Genomic DNA, 19,356 nt, shown 5'->3' with positions numbered 1-19,356 from the left:
CCTCCCCATTCCCTTGACGACCCATCGATCTCGAAAGGATCCATCCATGACGTCCCATCCGCTCCGCCGGACGCTTTTGAAACTGGCGCTCGCGCTTTCCTTCCTGCCTGTTACGGCTGCTGCCCCGGCCTTTGCCGACGAGGCCAAGCCTGATGTTATCCGCATCGGCTCGACGGCACCCGGCCACCTGAAATTCATCCTCTATCGCAACAAGAAGCTGCTGGAGGACGAATTCGCCAAGGACGGCATCAAGATCGAGCTGACGACCTTCGATGGCGGCTCGGCCGCGACCGTTGCCCTCGGTTCCGGCGCGATCGACTTCACCTATATCGGCAACAATCCATCGCTGCGCCTGGCTGCCGCTGGCGCGGATGTGAAGCTCGTCGGCCTCTCGAGCTGGAACCGCTCCAACGAGACGCAGATCGTCGTCAAACCGGATTCGCCGATCCAGAAGATTGAGGACCTGAAAGGCAAGAAGGTTGCCTATCTTTCGGGCACGGTGCGCCATTCGACCTTCGCCAAGGCGCTGAATGCCGCCGGTCTTTCCCTCAAGGACGTGGAAAGCCTCAATCTCGGGATCGAAAGCTCCGGCCCGGCGCTTGCCCGTGGCGATATCGATGCCATCGTGGAGAGTACGGGACCGGTCCAGGCGCTCGTTGAAAAAGGTGGTGCCCGGGTGATCTTCGATGCCGGCGTTTCCGGCAGCCCGGAATGGGCCGTTCCGCACCTCATCAGCGTCAATGGCGATTTCGCCCGCAAATATCCCGAGATCGTGACGCGTCTGCTCGCGGTCGATATCGCGACGGCGCGCTGGGCGGATGCGAACCCGGAAGAGACGATTGCGATCTTCGTCAAGGAAACCGGCAACAGCGACAAGGCGGTGCGGGCGACCTATCCGGATGGCAAATTCTTCCAGGATCCCGAGATCACAGAAGAGGCTGTGCGCGCGCTTCAAGGCGAGGAAACCTTCATGGCGGATGCCGGGCTTCTAAAGGGCAAGGTCAATTACGAAACCTGGATCGACCGTTCCTTCTATGACGCCGCCTTTAAAAGGGTTGCCGCCAGCAACTGACCCTATAGGCTTGGGCGCCGGCGCAGAAGCGCCGGCCCATTGTTTGTTGTCGTGATGTCTTCCATTCCCTCTTCGCCGCTCCCGTTTCACCGCACCCGCATTGTCCCGGCCGTCGTCGCCGTGGCCTTCTTCATGCAGATGCTCGACAGCACGATCATCGCGACGTCGCTGCCGGCCATGGCGCAGGCTTTCGCGACGGACGTGGTGACGCTCAATGTCGGATTCACCGCCTATCTGCTCGCCATGGCGGTGTTCATTCCGCCGGCCGGCTGGCTCGCCGATCGTTTTGGCGCGCGCGAGGTTTTCCTGTCCGCCATCGTGCTGTTCACGCTGGCGTCCATCGCCTGCGGCTATTCCGGTTCGCTTTGGGAATTCACGGCCGCGCGGCTTTTTCAAGGGGCGTCAGCGGCGCTGATGACGCCTGTGGGACGCCAGCTCGTGCTGCGTGGTGCGCCGAAGGCGGAACTCGTCCGGGCGATCGCCACCATCACCTGGCCGGCGCTGATCGCGCCGGTCATCGGTCCGCTGATCGGTGCGTGGATCACCACCCATGCCGGATGGCAGTGGAATTTCTTCATCAACCTGCCGCTCGGCCTTCTGGGCGTGGTGCTGGTTGCCTTCTTCGTGCCGCACGCGCCGGCGGAGGGCCGGCGGCCCTTTGATCTCGTCGGCTTTCTTCTGACTGGCAGCGCCCTTGCTTTAACGCTCGCAGGGCTCGAATTGTCCAGCGCTTCGACGGGTGGAGCCGGTTCACTCGCCGTTCTGGCCCTGGGCGTGCTGATAGGCTTCGTCGCGATCTTTCACCTTAAACGCACGACGCATCCGCTTCTCGATCTGGCAGTGCTGAAGGTCCCGACCTTCGCCTTTGCCACGCTTTCGGCGGGTACCGCAGGGCGGCTGGCCGTCAATGCCACACCATTTCTGTTGCCGCTGCTCTTCCAGGTCGGCCTTGGCCTTGACGCAGTGGAGACAGGCTCGCTCATCCTCGTCTATTTCCTGGGCAACCTGCTGATGAAGAGTGTGACGACGCCTGCGTTGCGCTACTTGGGCTTCCGTACCGTGCTGGTCGCCAACGGCCTCGTCGCGGCCCTGACGATTGGTGCCTTCGCCTTTATCGACGGGCAAACGCCGCGTCTTCTCCTTTTCGCGCTGCTCATTGCCTGCGGCCTTTCACGCTCCATGCAGTTCACCGCGCTGACGACGATCGCCTTCGCCGATGTCACGCCGGCGCAGCGGAGTGCGGCAGCGACAATTTCGGCGATGTTGCAGCAGCTCGCCCAGTTGCTTGGTGTGGCCGTGGCGGCGGCCGTCATGCGCCTGTCGTCCTACTTTGCTCCGCCCGCCGCGGACGGCGGCATGCTGATGGACATTCGTGCGGCCTTCCTCTGTGTCGCGGTCATCGGCTTTGTCTCCGCGTTGCGTTTTCTCGCGCTTCCGGCCGGTGCCGGCGCGGAGGTTTCCGGACATCAGCGTCGCTAGACGCCGCGATGGGCGCATCGTGCGGTAGCGCGAAAAAGCCTTCGCTTCATTGCAGACATTCCAAGTGACCCACGGTCGTTGAGCCTTTAAAGGCGCAGGCCAATTTTGATGGTTTACAATAGTAATACAATATGATGTTTTAAGCATGCTGCCGAGCGGCAGCTTTCTTTGGGAGGAAATCATGACATTCAAAATCGCACTCGCGAGTGCCACGATCCTTGCCGTCTCGATGTTCGGCGCTGCGTCCGCTGCCGACCTGACGGTCGGTTTTTCGCAGATCGGATCCGAGTCTGGCTGGCGTGCCGCTGAAACGACGCTGACCAAGCAGCAGGCCGAACAGCGCGGCATCGACCTCAAGTTCGCCGATGCCCAGCAAAAGCAGGAAAACCAGATCAAGGCGCTGCGCTCCTTCATCGCGCAGGACGTCGACGCCATTCTCGTCGCACCGGTCGTCGCCACCGGCTGGGACGAAGTGCTGCAGGAAGCCAAGGACGCGGAAATCCCGGTCATCCTGCTCGACCGCACGGTCGATGCGTCACAGGATCTCTACATGACCGCCGTCACATCGGATCTGGTGCATGAAGGCAAGGTCGCCGGCCAGTGGCTGGTCGATACGGTCGCCGGAAAGCCCTGCAATGTCGTCGAGCTTCAGGGCACGACCGGTTCCTCGCCGGCCATCGACCGGAAGAAGGGCTTTGAAGAAGCGCTTGCCGGCAAGGAAAACCTGAAGATCGTCCGCAGCCAGACCGGCGACTTCACCCGCACCAAGGGCAAGGAAGTGATGGAAAGCTTCCTGAAGGCGGAAGATGGCGGCAAGAACATCTGCGCGCTCTACGCCCACAATGACGACATGGCCGTCGGCGCCATCCAGGCGATCAAGGAAGCCGGCCTGAAGCCGGGCACGGATATCCTCGTCGTGTCGATTGACGCCGTTCCGGATATCTTCCAGGCGATGGCAGCGGGTGAGGCGAATGCCACCGTCGAGCTGACGCCGAACATGGCCGGCCCCGCCTTTGACGCGCTTGACGCCTTCCTCAAGGATGGCAAGGCACCGCCGAAGTGGATCCAGACGGAATCCAAGCTCTACACCCAGGCCGACGATCCGGCGAAGGTCTACGAGGAGAAGAAGGGCCTCGGCTACTGATTTCTCCCCAGCGCCCCGCGTCCAGCTCCTAACGCGACGCGGGGCATCTGCCTTTCCCGTCGCTTCCCTTTCGGGAGGCGGCGGTCGGCGACGTTCCTACGGGTGGCATCATGCAGCCGGTCAATCCCTATGTTCTCTCGGCGACGGCGATCGACAAGATCTTTCCCGGTGCCAAGGCGCTGAACCGCGTCGACTTCTCGCTGAGGCGCGGAGAGGTGCACGCGTTGCTCGGCGAAAACGGGGCGGGCAAATCGACGCTCGTCAAATGCCTGACAGGCGCCTATCGCCGCGACGGCGGGCATATCCTCGTCGACGGCGCAGAGGTCGATCCACGCAATACGCTGGAGGCGCAGAACCTTGGCATCGGCACGGTCTACCAGGAGGTGAACCTGCTATCCAACCTGACGGTCGCCGAAAATCTCTTTCTCGGCCGCCAGCCGAAGCGCTTCGGCCTGGTGAATGCCCGTGAGATGAACCGGCGCGCCCGGGCGCTGCTTGCCGAATACGAACTCGACATCGATGTCACCGCCGAGCTTGCCGCCTATTCCGTGGCCGTCCAGCAGGTCGTCGCGATCGCGCGCGCGGTCGATCTTTCCGGCAAGGTGCTGATCCTCGACGAACCGACGGCAAGCCTTGACGCGCATGAAGTCGCGATGCTCTTCCGCATTGTGCGGCGCCTCAAGGAACGCGGGCTCGGCATCGTCTTCATCACCCACTTCCTCGAGCAGGTCTATGAAATCTCCGACCGCATCACCGTGCTGCGCAACGGGCAGCTTGTTGGCACGCGGGAGACGGCCGACCTGCCGCGTCGAGACCTCATCGCCATGATGCTTGGCCGAGAACTGGTGCAGGAGGTCACGGCACAGCACGGGCCGAAGGGCGAGGGCGGTGATGTGCGCTTTCGCTTCCGCAATTTCGGCCGCAAGGGCCACATTCAGCCCTTCGACCTCGATGTGCGTACCGGCGAGGTGGTCGGTATTGCCGGCCTGCTCGGCTCCGGCCGCACGGAGACTGCGGAAATCCTGTTTGGCGCCGAGCGTGCCGATAGCGGCGCGGCGGAGGCGGATGGCCGTGTGCTCGACCTGTCCTCGCCGCGTGCGGCAATCCGCGAAAAATTCGGGTTCTGCCCGGAAGACCGCAAGATCGATGGCATTGTCGGCGACCTTTCGGTGCGCGAGAACATCGCGCTTGCCCTGCAGGCCCGGCGCGGCTGGACGCGGCCGATCAGCCGAAGCGAGCAGGACCGCCTGGCGGATCAGTACATCAAGGCGCTCGACATCCGCACGACGGACCGGGAAAAGCCGATCAAGCTCCTCTCCGGCGGTAACCAGCAGAAGGCGATCCTCGCCCGCTGGCTGGCGACCAATCCGGATTTCCTGATCCTCGACGAACCGACGCGCGGCATCGATGTCGGCGCGCATGCGGAGATCATCCGCCTCATCGAATCTCTGTGTGAAAAGGGCATGTCGCTGATCGTGATCTCGTCAGAACTTGAAGAACTCGTCGCCTATTCCAGCCGTGTCATCGTGCTGCGCGACAGGGCGCATGTCGCCGAACTGGCAGGCGATCAGGTCACGACGGCCGGTATCGTCGAGGCCATCGCGTCGTCGACCGGGAGGGCGGACGCATGACCTCGACCCTCAAGGCCTATGCCATCCGCCTTCTTCCGCAGATCGTGGCACTCGCCCTCATCCTGCTGATGGTATCGATTGCCTTTCCCGGTTTCTTCAAGCTCGAAATACAGAACGGTCGGCTCTACGGCAGCGTGATCGACATTCTCAACCGCGGTGCCCCGGTGGCGCTGCTCGCCATCGGTATGACGGTGGTCATCGCCACCAAAGGCATAGACCTGTCCGTCGGGGCCGTCATGGCGATCTGCGGTGCCGTTGCCGCCGCCAGCATCACGTCCGGCCATGGGCTGGTCGTGACGCTGCTCATCACCCTTGGCACCGGCATCCTCTGCGGCCTGTGGAACGGTTTTCTCGTCGCCGTGCTCGATATCCAGCCGATCATCGCGACGCTGGTGCTCATGGTCGCCGGGCGCGGCATCGCACAGTTCATCACCGAGGGCGCGATCCTCACGTTCAACGATGCTGGCCTGATTTTCATCGGCAGCGGCTCCCTTCTCGGTCTGCCCATGCCGGTGGTCATCTGGCTCGGTTTCGGCCTCGTCGTCGCGCTCCTCGTGCGCCGGACAGCGCTTGGCATGCTGATCGAGGCGCTCGGCGTCAATCGCCGCGCCTCCACGCTTTCGGGCGTCTCGACCCGCGTGCTGCTGATGGCCGCCTACGTGCTCTGCGGCCTTTGCGCGGCCATCGCCGGCATCATCGTCACGGCCGATATCCGCGGCGCGGACGCCAACAATGCCGGTCTCTGGCTGGAACTCGACGCGATCCTCGCGGTGGTCGTCGGGGGCACGTCGCTGCTCGGCGGGCGGTTCTCCATCGCCGCCTCCTTGCTCGGAGCCCTCATCATCCAGTCGATCAATACGGGCATCCTGCTGTCCGGTTTCCCACCCGAATTCAACCTCATCATCAAGGCCGCGATCATCGTGCTGATCCTGGTCATCCAGTCGCCGCGTGCGCAATCGGCCTTCGTCTTCCTGTCCCGCCCGCAAGCACAGGACAAGAAGGCGGAGCAGGAGGCGAAATGAACCCGCGTTATCTTCCCCTGGCCGCCACGGTCGCGATCTTCCTGATCGCCTATGCCATCTGCTTTGCGCAGTACCCGAACATGCTGTCGACGCGGGTGATCGGCAACCTGCTGACCGACAATGCCTTCCTCGGTATCGCCGCCGTTGGCATGACCTTTGTCATCCTCTCAGGCGGCATCGACCTGTCGATCGGCGCGGTCATCGCCTTCACGGGCGTGTTGCTCGCGGTTCTGCTCGAACAGACCGCAATCCATCCGCTGGCCGCCTTTGTGCTGGCCCTCGCCGTCACCACGGCCTTCGGGGCGCTGATGGGGGTGATCATCCACCATCTCGAAATGCCGCCTTTCATCGTCACGCTGGCGGGCATGTTCCTGGCGCGCGGCATGGCCTTTGTGCTGTCGATCGATTCGATCCCGATCAAACATCCGTTCTATGCCACGCTGAAGGGCGTCTACTACAAACTGCCCGGCGGAGGGCGCATCACGCTGATCGGCGGCCTGATGCTTCTGGTCTTCCTGGCGGGCATGCTGATTGCCCACCGCACCCGCTTCGGCGCGAATGTCTATGCGCTCGGCGGCGGTGCTGCGACAGCGCGGTTGATGGGCGTGCCGATCGGCCGCACGACGATCCTGATCTACGCGCTCTCCGGCTTCCTCGCCGGCCTCTCCGGCATCGTCTTCTCGCTCTACACGTCTGCGGGTTATTCGCTGGCGACGGTCGGCGTGGAACTGGACGCCATCGCCGCCGTGGTCATCGGCGGCACGCTTCTGACGGGCGGCTCCGGCTTCATCGCCGGCACGCTGGTCGGCATCCTCATCCAGGGGCTCATCCAGACCTACATCACCTTCGATGGTTCGCTGTCGAGCTGGTGGACGAAAATCCTCATCGGCCTGCTGCTCTTCGCCTTCATCCTTCTCCAAAAGGGGCTCATCCACGTAACGGATCGAAGGAGACGGTATGCCTGAATCCCCCGGCGCTCCGCTCACTGCTGCACGACGTCGAGCTTAGTGGGCCGATGCGCAAGAAAGGCCTGCTCGAAACGATGATGAGCGGAGCGGCGGCCCATACCAGCCACTCGCAGGTCGTCACCGAACTCGGCAAGGCCATCGTTTCCGGCGAGTTCCCGGTGGGGGCGACGTTGCCCGGCGACGTCGAGCTGGCAGCCCGCTTCGGGGTATCGCGCACCGTTTTGCGCGAGGCGATGAAGACGCTCGCAGCCAAGGGGCTCATCGTGCCGCGCGCCCGCATCGGAACGCGCGTGACCCCGAAGGACCAGTGGAACCTGTTCGACGGCGACATCCTCACCTGGCATTTCGCGGTCGGCGTGGACGAGGACTTCCTCCTGCATCTCAGCGATATCCGCGGCGGTTTCGAGCCGCATGCCGCAGCGCTGGCGGCCCGCCAGGCGAGCGAGGCGGAAATCAACCAGATGATGCGCCTCGCCGTCGCCATGGGCGATCCGGACCATACGCCAGAAACACTGGCGCTCGCGGATTTGCGCTTCCACCTTGCCGTCATGGAGGCCTCGCACAATCCGTTCATGCGCACCGTGGGTAGCCTCATCGAGGCGGCCCTTGCCGGGGTCTTCAAGTTGAGTTCGCCAACCGCCGACCGGAGCAAGATCGGTGACGTGGCGGCCAATCACATGCGGATCGTCGAGGAAATCCGCCGCCGTGACGAGGACGGCGCGCGCCGGGCGATGGAGAACGTCATCCGTGTCGGCCGGCGGCGCATTCTTTCGGGGGCAGATGATCGAGGGGGCTGAAGGCGGTCAAGCGCCAGCCCCCTCGATTGACGCAGCCTGCTATTTGACGAAGGCCTTGCCGAGGCCCATGGCGCGCTCCACGATCATGATCACGCCGAGCGTCAGCAGGATCAGCAGCGCAGAGGCCGCGGCGACCAGCGGGTCGGCCTGGTTGTAGACGTAGTTGTAGAGTTCGACGGGCAGGGTGCTGATGCGCGGGCCGGTGAGGAACAACGTGATCACCACCTCGTCGAAGGAGACGAGAAAACACAGCGCCGCCGCCGCGACGATGCCGGGCGCCAGCATGGGTACGGTGACACGGAAGAACACGGTCAGCGGTTTGGCGCCGAGCGTTCGCGCCGCCTCCTCGCAGGCGCGATCCTGCGTGCTCAGCGACACGGCCAGTACGCGGAGCGCATAGGGCAGCGTCACCACCAGATGGGCGAAAACCAGGCCCTGCATTGTCGCGAGCAGCCCGAAGGAGGCGAAGACGATGAGGATCGCAAGGCCGAGCACGATGGTCGGCAGCAGCAGCGGCGCGGTGAAGATGTTGAACAACAGGTCGCGACCCGCGAAGCGCAGCCGCGTCATCACCCAGGCGGCCGGCACGGCGATGACGATGGACAGCACGGTGACGACCGCTGCCAGCGACAGGCTCGTCCAGAATGCCTTCAGCATCTGGCTGTTGGCAAACAGCGCCGAATACCAGCGCGTCGACCAAAAGGATGGCGGAAAGCGCAGCACCTGGTCGCCGGAAAACGACAGCGGGAAGACGAGCAGCACCGGCGCCAGCAGATAGACGAAGAGCAGGAACACGATGATGCGCATCGGCCAGGAGGTCTTGTGGATTTCCATTGGATTTTCCTCCTAGTCCAGGCGCCGCAGCACGGCGGAATAAGCCCACAGCGCTGCGCCGAAGACGATGAGCACGAGGATCGACAGTGTCGAGGCAAGCGGCCAGTTGAGCGTGACGATCGCCTGGTCGTAAATCTCGGTTGCGAGCAGGAAGACCCGTCCGCCGCCCATCAGCTTCGGCGTGATAAAGGACGAGACCGCCAGAACGAAACAGAGCAGGCAGCCGAGCGCGATGCCGGGTAGCGTCAGGGGCAGGATGACCTTGGTGAACGTGCGCGCGGGCGTAGCACCAAGTGTACGCGCAGCCTCCTCCACCCGCGGATCGAGCCGGCCGAAGCCCGCCATCAGCGCGAGGATCATGTAGGGCATCAGGATTTCGGTGAGGCCGATGAAGACACCCTTGATGTTGAACATCAGGCTCGGCGCCGGCAGGCCGACCGCCTTGATGGCGCTGACCACCGGGCCGTCATCGGTGAGGATAGCGATCCAGCCATAGGTGCGCACCACCGCTGATGTCAGCAGCGGCGAGATGACCAGCACCGTGAGGAAGGTCCGCCAGGAACCCGATGCGCGGTGCAGGTAGAGCGCGATCGGATAGGAGACGACGAGCGTCGTCAGCGTGATCGCCAGGCTGATCCAGACCGAGTTGAACACCAGTTCGAGATAGAACGGATCGCTGAGCAGGCCCGCCCAGTTCTCCCAGGTAAAGACGGCCTCCATGCCGCCGCCGATACGCGACTTGTTGAAGGAATAGCGCGCGAGATTCAGGACCGGCAGGATGAAGCCGATCGCGTTGATGAGTGCGATCGGCAAGAGCAGGAGGACGGCGAGTTCGCCGTCGCGCCACTGGCGGGCGGGGCGGGGAAGGGCGGGGACGGCGCTCATTTCTCGCCCGCCGGATAAACGAGGGTGTCTTCCGCCGACCAGCCGAGCGTGACGCCGTCGCCGACGGCAAGCGGGCTGCGATCGCGCCGCGTCGCCTCTTCGACAACGATCTCGCCGCCGCCGACGCGCACCGCATATTGCACGAGGTCGCCGATGAAGGTGATGCTCGACACGGTGCCCTCCACCTTGTTCGCCGCCTCGCCCGTCTCCTGCAAGCGGATACGGTGCGGGCGCACGAGGATATCGACGGCACCCGGTGCCAGTGTCGTTGCGGAACGCAGCTGCTGGCCCGCGGCGGTCAGCGTGCCCTCGGATGTCACCGTTCCCTTGAGACGGTTCGTGCGGCCGACGAAATTGGCGACGAAGGCCGTCGCCGGCCGTTCATAAACTTCGGTCGGCGTGCCGAACTGCTCCACCTGACCGCCCCGCATCACCACGACGCGGTCGCACATCGAAAGCGCCTCGACCTGGTCATGCGTGACGAAGACGGCGGTGATGCCGCTCTGCTGCTGGAGGGCGCGGATCTGCACGCGCATCTCGTCGCGCAGCTTGGCGTCGAGGTTGGACAGCGGCTCGTCGAGAAGCAGGATCGACGGCTCGATGACGAGCGCGCGGGCAAGCGCCACGCGCTGCTGCTGGCCGCCGGACAGTTCCTTCGGCTTGCGGTGGGCGAGATGTCCGAGCTGGACCATTTCCAGCGCCTGCGTTGCGCGGGTCTCCGCTTCGCGGGCCGGAACGTTGCGCATCTGCAGGCCGAACGCGACGTTGCGCGCGACGTTCATATGCGGAAACAGTGCATAGCTCTGGAACACCATGCCCATGTCGCGATCATGGATGGGAAGCTGGGTGATGTCGCGCCCGCCCACCTTGATCTGGCCGCGGGAGGGTTTGTTGAGGCCGGCGATGATGCGCAGTGTCGTGGTCTTTCCACATCCCGACGGGCCGAGAAAGGCGACCATCTCGCCCTTGCGGACGGACAGATCGAGCGAAGGGATCACGTTGACGGCGCCGAAGCTGACGCCGATCCCTTCCAGTCTGAGATGCTCCTCGGGAGCGGAAGTCATGGGCATGGGGCAACTCCTGGGGCAATTCCAGCAAAAGGCGCAGCAGTTCTACGGGTGGAATTGCGGAAAAACAAAGAGATAGAGCGTTTTCGCGATTCTGGGAAAAGCGAAAACGCTCTGGACCGGGATCAGCGGCTGAGCGGAATGACGCGGCGGCGCCATTGCTCGGTGATGGCTTCGCGGATCTTGGCGACCTCGAGCCAGTTGATGTCGATCATCTTGTCCATCGCACCGGCGGCGGTGCGTTCGATCGCCTTTTCCGAGATCAGTGCCGCGGCCTTGGAATTGGTCGGCGCGTAGAACATCTGCTCGGTGAAGGCCGCCTGCGCCTCCGGGCTCAGCGCGTAGTCGATGAACTTCTTGGCGCTGTCGCTGGCGGGTCCGCCTTTGATGAGGCCGATCACATTGATCTGGAAGCCACTGCCTTCCTGCGGCAGCACGACGCCGAGCTTGCCGTCGGAGAGATCGGCATAGACCTGTGCGCGGGCGTTCCAGCCGATGCCGATCGCCGCCGTGCCGCTGGAGATCGGCTGGTAGACGTCCGGCCGCGGCTCCCAGGTCTGGACGAGGGGTGCCAGCGCCTCGAGCCGCGTGATGCCGGCCTCGACGCTTTCGATATAGTTCGTGCCGCCCGCCATCTTGTCGGTGATGATGGTGAATGTCGTACCCTGGATGTCCGGTACGGCGGGAATGGAGACCTGCTTGGCATATTGCTCGTCCCAGAGCGCATTCCACGAGGTCGGCGCCTGTTTCACCTTGTCGGTGTTGTAGAGCAGCACGAGGTTGTCGAATGTGACGCCGACGGCATTGACGCCCTCGACCTTTGCCTGTGGATAGAGGTCGGCGATGTGTTTCGTGACCGTGTCGTCCATCGGGGCGAAAATGCCCTCATCGGTCGCCGCCTTCGCCACCGAGACGTCCATGATGGCGATGTCGATCTGCGGCGCGCTGGCCTGCGCCCGCAGCGTGCCCAGCATTTGGGCGGAGTTGGGCATGCCGTAGAATTCAACGGTGATGTCGGGATTGGCCTTCATGAAGGGCTCGACGACGGCCTTCACATAGTTTTCCTGGAAGATGCCGGAATAGGCCGTCAGCACCACGGTATCAGCCATCGCCACCGAGGTGGCGAGGGCCATGGCAAGCGCGGCAAGGCCTGCGCGGGTTGCGTTCTTCATTGCGGTCATGAGATTTCCTCTCCTCTTGAACCGATTGTTCCCATTATGTTTATCGTATTGGGCCGCCTCAGGCGGCCGAGGCTTCCACGATTTTCGTGGCGCCGGAAATGTCGGGCAGCTTTTCGCCCTTGCGCAGCCGCTCGAGCAGGACGAGTTCGCTTTCCTGCATACCGAGCGCCTTGTCGACGGCCCATTCGGCCTTCGAGGGGTCGAGCACCAGCACACCGCTTTCATCGGCAATGATGGCGTCGCCGGGGTTCACCGTCTGGCCGCCGACCGAGACCGGCACATTGATCGCGCCTTCGAGGCCGAGGATCTTGGTGGTGATCGGCGACGGGCCGCGGCACCACATCGGCAGGTCGACGCGGCGGATCTCGGAGAAATCGGTCGCCGGGCCATCGATGACCGCGCCGACAATGCCGCCGAGCTTCATCGAATGGGTGACAACGCCGCCCCAGCAGGCGTGTTTGTCATCGCCGCAGCGGTCGACGACGATGAAGTCACCCGGCCGTACCAGCTTGGTGAGGTAGTGCAGGATGGTCGAGTCGGCGTGCGGCAGGCGCACGGTGACCGCTGTGCCGGCGATGCGCTTTTCCGGCAGCACGGCGCGCAACTCCCGGTTGAGGAAGCCTGAATGCAGGAAGTGGCCGACCGTCGCGGTCTCGACCTGTTCCATCTTCTTGATGAGTGCCGGCGCGATCTGCTGCGGCATGGCATTGACGATGAACATGATGAGACTTCCTTACAAAACGTGATGCCGGGCGACGGGCACGTCGCGGCGCACCGCACCGATGCGATCGAGGTCGAGACGGGCCGTGGCGGTGCCGACGCCGTCCGAGCACTGGGCGACCATGTGGCCCCAGGGATCGATGACCATGGAGTGACCCCAGCACCACTTCTTGCCGTCTGCATGGGCGCCGGCCTGGCCGACAGCGGCGAAATAGGTCTGGGTCTCAATGGCGCGGGCCCGGGCGAGCACTTCCCAATGGTCCTTGCCGGTCATCAGGGTGAAGGCAGCGGGCAGCACGATGACGTCCGCGCCCTTGTCGCGCAGCGCCCGGAAGAGTTCGGGGAATCGGATGTCATAGCAGATGGCGCAGCCGACGGTGGTGTCGCCGACCTTGTAGGTCACCACGTCCTCGCCACGGCCGATCGTGTCGGACTCGCGGTAGGAGACGCCGCCGGGCGTGTCGACGTCGAACAGGTGGATCTTGCGGTATTTGGCGATTTCCGTGCCTTCAGGGCCGAAGACGACGGTGGCATTGTAGTGGTTGTTGCCAGCCTTCTCGACCATCGAACCGCAATGCAGCGTCACGCCGAGTTCCTTGGCAAGGGCCGCGAAGCGCTTGTAGGTCGGGCCGTCCGGAAAGCTTTCGCCACTGCCGTGGACCGCATCGCGTCCCTCTCCGAGAAAGGCGAAATATTCCGGCAGCACCACCAGATCCGGCTTATCTGCCTCGACCACGTCACGCACCATGCGCTCGGCGTCATCGAGGTTTTTCGCTTTGTCGGAACCGGAATTCATTTGCACAACACTGATCTTCATCGAAGTCCTCCAAGTCTCAGTTGGGGTATCGTCAGGCCTCGTGATTGGAATGACAAACGATAAAGAATTGTCGGGACTGATAGAAAAAACTTGTGCAGATTGCCTTATGCCGTGATGCCTGTCGTATCGAGTGAGGCTTCGCGGGCAATCACCGAAAGCATTGACGGAATTAGGTTTTCCGGGTCATCCGCATAGACGGCGTGCAGCTTCAGGGCGGGAAAGTGCGGCGTGATCGACAGCCGTTCCACAACACCTTCCGCGATCATCGGCACCACCATGGGCACGGGCAACAGCGCGACGCCAATGCCGTCGCGGGCAAGCCGCAGCATGGCGGACAGCGAGTTGGAATTGGAAATCACCGGTGGCTGCACGCCGAGTTCCTCGAACTGCCGGAGCAGCCAGATATGCGGCACGCTGTTGCGCGAAAAGGTGAGCACCGGATAGCTGGAAAGGTCCTGCAGACGCAGTTCGCGGCCGCCAAGACCGAAGGACGGGGCGGCGACCCAGGCGCACTCCATCGTGCCGAGGTCGATGTTCTTGAGGCCCGGACTGAGGACCGGGCCCATCAGAAGCGCGAGATCCAGCCGCCGCTCGCTCACCTCGCGGCCGATCGCCAGCGACGTGTCGACATTGAGGTCGAGCCCGAGCGAGGGGAAGCGCTCCTTCACGCGCTCGATGAAATTGGGCAGCCAGGCATGCACGATGGAATCGATGGTGCCGATCGAAACGGTGGCGCGCAGATGCTGCGGACTGCCGATCGCCACCTTGAAACTGGTCGCGGCCTTCAGCAGTTCCTCGGCCGGTTGCATGGCGCGCTGCCCGACGGTCGACAGTCGCACGCCGCCCGGCATCCGCTCGAAGAGTTCGCAGCCCATCTCCGCTTCAAGGCTGGCGATGCGGTTTGAAACAGCCGCCTGCGTGGCGTTCAGCCGCTCGGCCGCCGCGCGAAAACTTCCGAGCCGCGCGACCCAAACGAAGGTTTCGACGAAACGCAGGTTCATTGCCGGTCCATCCCATAAGCCGATACCGCCTCGATATACCCGCCAGCCGATAATTTCTACGCCTTACGATCCGTGGGACCGTTGTCGGGGCGACGCGCGGCACGGTCGCGGTGATGTCTACCTTGACGGCAACACGGACGAAGCGCGCAGCACGAGGGATGGCGGCGAGACGATGGTTGGTGCGGGATCAAGTTGGCCGAGGCGGGCCAGGAGCAGATCGACGGCCGCGGCCGCGACCTGATCGAGATGAAGATCGACCGCGGTGAGGGGAGGCGTGGCCAACCTGGCGCGCATACCATCATACCGCGTCGCGAGCCGAAGGTCGTGCGGGACAGTGCGCCCGACGATGCCTGCCGCATCCAAAACGCCGGTCGCGAAGGCGTCGACCGGCACGCAGAGGGCCGAGATCGTCGGATCGTCCCGCAGGAGGCGTTCGGCGGCCGCGGCTGCGGCTTGCTCGCCGCCGCGTTCGTCGACGCGAATGGCGATGGCCGATAAGCCGGCCTGTGCGACGCGCTCCGCATAGACGGCTTCCATTTCAATATAGGAATTGCGTCTTTGCAGGCCGGTTATCAGGCCGACACGCCCACCGCCTTCGAGCAGGTGATCAAGCAGCAGGTGCGCCGTCGCGCCGCTTTGAAGATCCACGAAGGGCAGGCTGTCGCGCCCGGGCGCGCGTCCGATCGAGACGACTTCGACGCCCCGGTCGAAGAAGAAGTCCAGGACCGGATCGTCGAGTTCCGGCTCGACGACGATGGCGCCATCCACTTCGAGGGCGTCGAGACTGTCGCGCGGGCCAAGCGGTGGCACGAGGCAAAGCGAGATGCCGCGCGAAAAGGCGGTGACGGCGGCGGCCGCGGCAATTTCCATCAGGAAGCCCAGCCTGGACGGGCCTGCGGCAACGGCGAACGGCATGGATGAGACGAGAGCGATCGACCCGGCTCCGCCTGTTCGCAGGCGCCGCGCCCGATGATTCGGTCGGTAACCTATCGCCTCGGCGAGCGCCTCGATGCGTTTGCGCGTTTCGGGGTCCACGTAACGACGGCCGCTGAATGCGTGCGATACCGTCGTGGCGGATACGCCCGCCGCTTTTGCCAGGTCGGCGATAGTCGGTTTGCCCATGGTCCCTCCTGTTGAGACGTCTTAACACGGCGCCGGCCGTATGCAAAACGATTTGCAAGCGGTAGAATTTGTGATAGTGGTCGCGCCGTGCAAAACGATTTGCATGACGGCTTGAGGAGGCCGGGAGGAGGAAACTATGCAATATGAAATGAATTCGGTGGTCGATCCGGCCGACGAAAGACTGCCGCTGCGCGGTCTTTTCCTGTTCGGCCTGCAACATGTGCTGGTGATGGCGGCCTCGCCGATCACCGCCGTCTTTCTCGTGAGCAAGGCGCTCGGTTTTTCCGATACGGTGACGGTCTCGCTGATCAGCGCCACCTTCTTTGTCTGCGGTCTCGGCTCGATGCTTCAAAGCTTCGGGCCAAAAGGGTTCGGCGCGCGTCTGCCCTTCGTCATGGTGCCGGGCGGCGCACCCATTGCCATCTTCCTGGCGATTGCCCAGCAGACGGATGTGCAGACCGCGGTCGGCGCCGTCATCATCACCGCCCTCTTCTATTTTCTGGCACTGCCGGTCTTTCGCCGGCTGCTCCGTTATTTCCCGCCGATCGTCGTCGGAACCATGCTGCTGCTGGTTTCCGTCAATCTCGTGCGGATCTACGGCGTGACGATCACCGGCAAGCCCGGGACGGAGGGCTTTGCCGCACCCATCGAGGTCGGATTGGCGCTGATCACCATTGTTCTGACGATCATCGCCGCCCGCGTCTTCAGCGGCACGCTCCAGCGCCTTGCCGTCATGCTCGGCCTGGTGGGCGGCTCGCTCGTCGCGTTCGCCCTCGGCCATATGGATTTCTCCGGCGTGCTGTCCGGGCCGGTCATCGCCGTGCCGCAACTCTTCCCCTTCGGCATGCCGAAATTCGATCTCGTTGCCGCCATCCCACTCATCGTGTTCTCGATCATCTCGATGGCCGAGGCGACCGGCCAGACCATCGCGACCGCCGAAATCGTCGGTCGCCGGGGCGACGCCCATGCCATCGTTCCGGCGACCATCCGGGGCGATGCCCTGATGTCCCTTGTCGGCGGTCTGTTCGGCACGTCGCTGATCATCACCAGCGGCGAAAATGTCGGCATCGTGCGGGCGACCAACGTGAAGTCGCGCTATGTGACCGCCATGGCCGGCGCCATTCTCGTCGTGATCGCATTGTTCGCGCCGATCGGCCGGATAGCGACGGCGTTGCCGGGCGCCGTTGTCGGCGGCACGGCGGTTATCGTGTTCTCCATCATCGGCGTCATCGGCATCGACCTGCTGCGCCGTGTCGACCTGAGGGAGCACGGTGCGATGTTCACCCTGGCCTCGGCCCTGTCGATCGGGCTGCTGCCGATCCTGGTGCCCGGCGTCTACAGCCAGTTTCCGCAATGGACCCAGATGATCCTCGGCAACGGGCTTGCCGCGGGCACCATCACCGCCGTGCTGGTCAATGCCCTCTTTTCCCATCAGGGCGCGGCAAGACATCCGGCGGACCCGGCGCCTTCGATACAATCCACGCCCCAAGGAGCAAACGAGTGAGCGCGATCCGCGAAAAACTGTCCAGAGCCGGTGATCTGCTTTTGCGCCCCGGTCAGGTGCTTCTGCCGGAAGGCCCGCGAACCGGCATGGCAGTTGTCGTGCGCGGCGGGGTGTTCTGCCGGGTGGATACGGCACAGGCCTTGGCGAGAGACTACCCGGACCTCGTGCCGCTTGAGCTGCCGGATCATCTCCTGATGCCCGGTTTCGTCGATACCCACACGCACCTCACCCAGTCGCTCGGCAAGGCGCTGGTCTTCGGAGAGCCGTCGGAAATCTTCCGGCGGATCTGGGTGCCGCTGGAAGGCAGCCTGGACGAGCGCATGGTCTATCTTTCCGCCAAACTAGCCGCGCTGGAATGCCTGCGCGGTGGCTTCACGACCGCCGTCGATGCCGGCACCCGGTCGGAGGGCCACATCGGTGCGCTGGTGCGGGCGGCGCGGGATGTCGGGCTGCGCAGCGTCGTCGGCTTCATCTGCAACGATCTCGGCGGCACGGCGCACATCCCTGACGGGGATGTGATCCTGCGCCAGGCCGAGGCGCATCTGTCCACCTACCGACGCGATCCGCTCATCCATCCCTCTCTGGCAATATCCATTCCGGAAGTGGCCAGCGACGGGATGCTGAAGGCGGTCAGCGACATGGCTGGAGCGGCCGGGGCGGTGTTCCAGACCCATGTCAACGAACATCTCGTTGCCGTCGAACGCTGCCTCGTGGCGAGGGGGCGCCGGCCGATCGAGCATCTCGCGCATCTGGGGGCGCTCGGCCCGCAGGTCCTGCTTGCACATTCCACGCTTGTCACGCCGCATGAACTCAATCTGCTGCGTGAGAGCGACAGCGCCGTTGCCTACAATCCGGTCGCCAGCCTCTGGAAAGGAAATGCGGTTGCGCCGGCCCTGCAGATGGCAGCGCTCGGCGTCCGTTTCGGGCTCGGCACGGACGGAACGCGCGCGGACGGGTTCCGGCTGATGGACGCGGCCGAAGGTTTGCAACGCGCAGGTTTCGGCCTGGCGACAGGGGATTCATCCTGTGGCGGGGGCTGGCTCTGGCTCGACCGGGCGACATCGGGCGCCGCCAATGTCGCGGGCCTGGCGGGCGTCACTGGTTCGATTGCCGAGGGTTTGGCGGCCGATTTCCTGCTCGTTGATCTCGATCGACCCGAATTCACTCCCTCGTACGATCTCCCCTGGGAGCTCGTGCGCTACGGCAATCGCGACCAGATCGACGCTGTTTTCACCAATGGGCAGCTTCGGCTCTGGCAAGGCTGGCCTGTCGACTGGGATGCGCGGGCGCTGCTGGCAGAAGTTCGCGGCGATGCCGCCGCCGCCATCGCGAAGGCACCGATCCAACGCATTCACCCGCTTTCCGAAGCGCACCGTCATCTCGGAAACTACACATGAACCTAGACCTTTTCTTCATCTTGGCGGCGGTGACCTTCGTTTCCGCATTCATTCAGGGGGCGCTCGGTATCGGCTTTGCGCTCATCGTCGCCCCCGTCGTCGGAATGTTGAAACCCGAGCTGTTGCCCGTCACCCTGCTCCTGCTGATGCTGCCGCTCAATCTGCATGTGGCGGTGCGGGAACGCGAACATGTCGACTGGTCGGGCGCTCGCTTGATCACCGTGGGCCGGTTCGCGGGAACGTTTGCCGGCCTATGGTTGTTGGCCGCGCTTTCGTTGGATCAGCTGGATCTGGCCGTCGGCATTTTCACGGTGGTTGCAGCCGCTGCCGCCCTTGTCGCCCCACCCTTCACGCCGAACAGGCCGAGTGCGCTCGGTGTCGGGCTGTTCACGGGCATCACCGAAACCGCGACCGGTATCGGCGGCCCGCCGCTCGCCTTGCTCTACCAGCATGCAAAGGCGCCGGTCCTGCGGGCAACCGTTGCGCTCTGCTTCCTCGTTGGCGAGGTCATGTCGCTCGTCGTGCTGGCGATTTCCGGGCGCCTGGGCTCGGAGCAGCTTCTGGCAGCGCTCTATCTGACACCGGCGGTTCTGCTGGGAAGCGCCGTATCAAGGCTTGCGCATCATCGTATCGGCGGGCGCGGCCTGCGGATCGGCGTCCTGAGCTTTGCCATCGTTAGCGGATTGTTTCTCATCATTCGCTGAGCGAGCCAAGG

Annotated in this window: 18 protein-coding genes; 10 read left to right on the top strand and 8 right to left on the bottom strand. The window is 63.9% G+C overall.

Annotated features, from left to right (window positions below):
* The first annotated feature begins 46 nt into the window (after positions 1-46).
* The 7 genes from GR138_RS08835 to GR138_RS08805 all read left to right on the top strand — a co-directional run bounded on the left by GR138_RS08835 (position 47) and on the right by GR138_RS08805 (position 8,113).
* The gene (locus GR138_RS08835; protein ID WP_160858470.1) at positions 47-1,072 is read left to right on the top strand and encodes an aliphatic sulfonate ABC transporter substrate-binding protein; all 1,026 of its coding nucleotides are present in this window, start codon (positions 47-49) and stop codon (positions 1,070-1,072) included.
* A gap of 54 nt (positions 1,073-1,126) precedes the next feature.
* A complete protein-coding gene (locus GR138_RS08830; RefSeq protein WP_160858468.1) occupies positions 1,127-2,551 on the top strand; it encodes an MFS transporter in 1,425 nt (474 codons plus the stop codon).
* Positions 2,552-2,732: 181 nt separating this feature from the next.
* Complete coding sequence (gene ytfQ / locus GR138_RS08825) at positions 2,733-3,695, top strand: galactofuranose ABC transporter, galactofuranose-binding protein YtfQ (protein ID WP_160858466.1); 963 nt, start codon at positions 2,733-2,735, stop codon at positions 3,693-3,695.
* A gap of 110 nt (positions 3,696-3,805) precedes the next feature.
* Positions 3,806-5,326 (top strand): galactofuranose ABC transporter, ATP-binding protein YtfR, encoded by a 1,521-nt coding sequence (gene ytfR, locus GR138_RS08820; protein WP_160858464.1) that lies wholly within the window; start codon positions 3,806-3,808, stop codon positions 5,324-5,326.
* Complete coding sequence (locus tag GR138_RS08815) at positions 5,323-6,348, top strand: ABC transporter permease (RefSeq protein ID WP_160858462.1); 1,026 nt, start codon at positions 5,323-5,325, stop codon at positions 6,346-6,348. The genes ytfR and GR138_RS08815 overlap by 4 nt, the downstream gene beginning before the upstream one ends.
* Positions 6,345-7,313 carry a galactofuranose ABC transporter, permease protein YjfF gene (gene yjfF / locus GR138_RS08810; RefSeq protein ID WP_160858460.1) on the top strand — a complete coding sequence of 323 codons (969 nt, stop codon included), beginning with the start codon at positions 6,345-6,347 and terminating at the stop codon, positions 7,311-7,313. Before GR138_RS08815 ends, yjfF begins: the two co-directional genes overlap by 4 nt.
* A 50-nt stretch (positions 7,314-7,363) precedes the next feature.
* On the top strand, positions 7,364-8,113 hold the full coding sequence (locus GR138_RS08805) for a FadR/GntR family transcriptional regulator (RefSeq protein ID WP_160858458.1): 750 nt from the start codon (positions 7,364-7,366) through the stop codon (positions 8,111-8,113).
* 39 nt (positions 8,114-8,152) lie between these two features.
* Here GR138_RS08805 and GR138_RS08800 read toward each other — a convergent pair whose 3' ends face one another.
* From GR138_RS08800 to GR138_RS08765, 8 genes are all read right to left on the bottom strand, one after another.
* On the bottom strand, positions 8,153-8,947 hold the full coding sequence (locus GR138_RS08800; protein WP_160858456.1) for an ABC transporter permease: 795 nt from the start codon (positions 8,945-8,947) through the stop codon (positions 8,153-8,155).
* A 12-nt stretch (positions 8,948-8,959) separates the two neighbouring features.
* A complete protein-coding gene (locus GR138_RS08795; RefSeq protein ID WP_160858454.1) occupies positions 8,960-9,832 on the bottom strand; it encodes an ABC transporter permease in 873 nt (290 codons plus the stop codon).
* A complete protein-coding gene (locus GR138_RS08790) occupies positions 9,829-10,896 on the bottom strand; it encodes an ABC transporter ATP-binding protein (RefSeq protein WP_160859216.1) in 1,068 nt (355 codons plus the stop codon). Before GR138_RS08790 ends, GR138_RS08795 begins: the two co-directional genes overlap by 4 nt.
* A 128-nt stretch (positions 10,897-11,024) precedes the next feature.
* A complete protein-coding gene (locus GR138_RS08785) occupies positions 11,025-12,080 on the bottom strand; it encodes an ABC transporter substrate-binding protein (RefSeq protein ID WP_202402574.1) in 1,056 nt (351 codons plus the stop codon).
* Between the two features lie 58 nt (positions 12,081-12,138).
* Complete coding sequence (locus GR138_RS08780) at positions 12,139-12,801, bottom strand: RraA family protein (RefSeq protein ID WP_160858452.1); 663 nt, start codon at positions 12,799-12,801, stop codon at positions 12,139-12,141.
* Positions 12,802-12,813: 12 nt separating this feature from the next.
* Positions 12,814-13,617, bottom strand: coding sequence for a carbon-nitrogen hydrolase family protein (locus GR138_RS08775; protein WP_160858450.1), 804 nt, complete (start codon positions 13,615-13,617; stop codon positions 12,814-12,816).
* Between the two features lie 104 nt (positions 13,618-13,721).
* The gene (locus tag GR138_RS08770) at positions 13,722-14,618 is read right to left on the bottom strand and encodes a LysR family transcriptional regulator (protein WP_160858448.1); all 897 of its coding nucleotides are present in this window, start codon (positions 14,616-14,618) and stop codon (positions 13,722-13,724) included.
* Between the two features lie 117 nt (positions 14,619-14,735).
* A complete protein-coding gene (locus tag GR138_RS08765; RefSeq protein ID WP_160858446.1) occupies positions 14,736-15,740 on the bottom strand; it encodes a substrate-binding domain-containing protein in 1,005 nt (334 codons plus the stop codon).
* A 136-nt stretch (positions 15,741-15,876) separates the two neighbouring features.
* On the opposite strand from GR138_RS08765, the gene GR138_RS08760 reads away from it, so the two are divergent.
* The 3 genes from GR138_RS08760 to GR138_RS08750 are packed head-to-tail and all read left to right on the top strand — an operon-like array spanning position 15,877 to position 19,345.
* Positions 15,877-17,244, top strand: a complete 1,368-nt coding sequence (locus GR138_RS08760; protein ID WP_160858444.1) for a uracil-xanthine permease family protein — start codon at positions 15,877-15,879, stop codon at positions 17,242-17,244.
* Positions 17,241-18,641, top strand: coding sequence for an amidohydrolase family protein (locus tag GR138_RS08755; RefSeq protein WP_160858442.1), 1,401 nt, complete (start codon positions 17,241-17,243; stop codon positions 18,639-18,641). The genes GR138_RS08760 and GR138_RS08755 overlap by 4 nt, the downstream gene beginning before the upstream one ends.
* Positions 18,638-19,345 carry a sulfite exporter TauE/SafE family protein gene (locus GR138_RS08750; RefSeq protein ID WP_160858440.1) on the top strand — a complete coding sequence of 236 codons (708 nt, stop codon included), beginning with the start codon at positions 18,638-18,640 and terminating at the stop codon, positions 19,343-19,345. Before GR138_RS08755 ends, GR138_RS08750 begins: the two co-directional genes overlap by 4 nt.
* Positions 19,346-19,356: the final 11 nt, after the last annotated feature.

It is taken from the genome of Shinella kummerowiae (genome assembly GCF_009827055.1).
Taxonomy (GTDB): domain Bacteria; phylum Pseudomonadota; class Alphaproteobacteria; order Rhizobiales; family Rhizobiaceae; genus Shinella; species Shinella kummerowiae.
This window is presented reverse-complemented; position numbering and strand designations above follow the sequence as displayed.

Bases quoted from the DNA above. Each gene is read 5' to 3' on its own strand.
- GR138_RS08835 (WP_160858470.1), top strand. From the start codon at position 47: ATGACGTCCCATCCGCTCCGCCGGACGCTTTTGAAACTGGCGCTCGCG.
- GR138_RS08830 (WP_160858468.1), top strand. From the start codon at position 1,127: ATGTCTTCCATTCCCTCTTCGCCGCTCCCGTTTCACCGCACCCGCATT.
- ytfQ (WP_160858466.1), top strand. From the start codon at position 2,733: ATGACATTCAAAATCGCACTCGCGAGTGCCACGATCCTTGCCGTCTCG.
- ytfR (WP_160858464.1), top strand. From the start codon at position 3,806: ATGCAGCCGGTCAATCCCTATGTTCTCTCGGCGACGGCGATCGACAAG.
- GR138_RS08815 (WP_160858462.1), top strand. From the start codon at position 5,323: ATGACCTCGACCCTCAAGGCCTATGCCATCCGCCTTCTTCCGCAGATC.
- yjfF (WP_160858460.1), top strand. From the start codon at position 6,345: ATGAACCCGCGTTATCTTCCCCTGGCCGCCACGGTCGCGATCTTCCTG.
- GR138_RS08805 (WP_160858458.1), top strand. From the start codon at position 7,364: ATGCGCAAGAAAGGCCTGCTCGAAACGATGATGAGCGGAGCGGCGGCC.
- GR138_RS08800 (WP_160858456.1), bottom strand. From the start codon at position 8,947: ATGGAAATCCACAAGACCTCCTGGCCGATGCGCATCATCGTGTTCCTG.
- GR138_RS08795 (WP_160858454.1), bottom strand. From the start codon at position 9,832: ATGAGCGCCGTCCCCGCCCTTCCCCGCCCCGCCCGCCAGTGGCGCGAC.
- GR138_RS08790 (WP_160859216.1), bottom strand. From the start codon at position 10,896: ATGACTTCCGCTCCCGAGGAGCATCTCAGACTGGAAGGGATCGGCGTC.
- GR138_RS08785 (WP_202402574.1), bottom strand. From the start codon at position 12,080: ATGACCGCAATGAAGAACGCAACCCGCGCAGGCCTTGCCGCGCTTGCC.
- GR138_RS08780 (WP_160858452.1), bottom strand. From the start codon at position 12,801: ATGTTCATCGTCAATGCCATGCCGCAGCAGATCGCGCCGGCACTCATC.
- GR138_RS08775 (WP_160858450.1), bottom strand. From the start codon at position 13,617: ATGAAGATCAGTGTTGTGCAAATGAATTCCGGTTCCGACAAAGCGAAA.
- GR138_RS08770 (WP_160858448.1), bottom strand. From the start codon at position 14,618: ATGAACCTGCGTTTCGTCGAAACCTTCGTTTGGGTCGCGCGGCTCGGA.
- GR138_RS08765 (WP_160858446.1), bottom strand. From the start codon at position 15,740: ATGGGCAAACCGACTATCGCCGACCTGGCAAAAGCGGCGGGCGTATCC.
- GR138_RS08760 (WP_160858444.1), top strand. From the start codon at position 15,877: ATGCAATATGAAATGAATTCGGTGGTCGATCCGGCCGACGAAAGACTG.
- GR138_RS08750 (WP_160858440.1), top strand. From the start codon at position 18,638: ATGAACCTAGACCTTTTCTTCATCTTGGCGGCGGTGACCTTCGTTTCC.